1 protein-coding gene is annotated in these 251 nt (G+C 32.3%); it reads right to left on the reverse strand.

Going from position 1 to position 251, the window contains the following annotated elements; translation table 11 throughout:
• A partial coding sequence (locus tag SB775_RS31955; RefSeq protein WP_486360734.1) for a THUMP domain-containing protein occupies positions 1-251 on the reverse strand: 251 nt, incomplete at both ends.

Here is a 251-nt window from a genome sequence, read left to right on the forward strand (position 1 = left end):
GTTTTCACATCACCTTTTACTTGTAAGAAAGCTGCTAATGCACCCTTTTTAATATCTTCTAATTCTGATGGTACTTTCATCGCTAAGTTAAACTTATGAATACCGAATACATCTTTCAATCTTTCAGAAATTGCTTCATGGTCTTCGCCATTTAATTGAATGTACATACGGTCATGCGTTGCATCGATTTTAATATTTGGGAACTTTTTCAGTTTGAACTTTACGTTATCTTTCAATGTGCTTACAAATTT

It is taken from the genome of Peribacillus sp. SIMBA_075 (assembly GCF_046534585.1).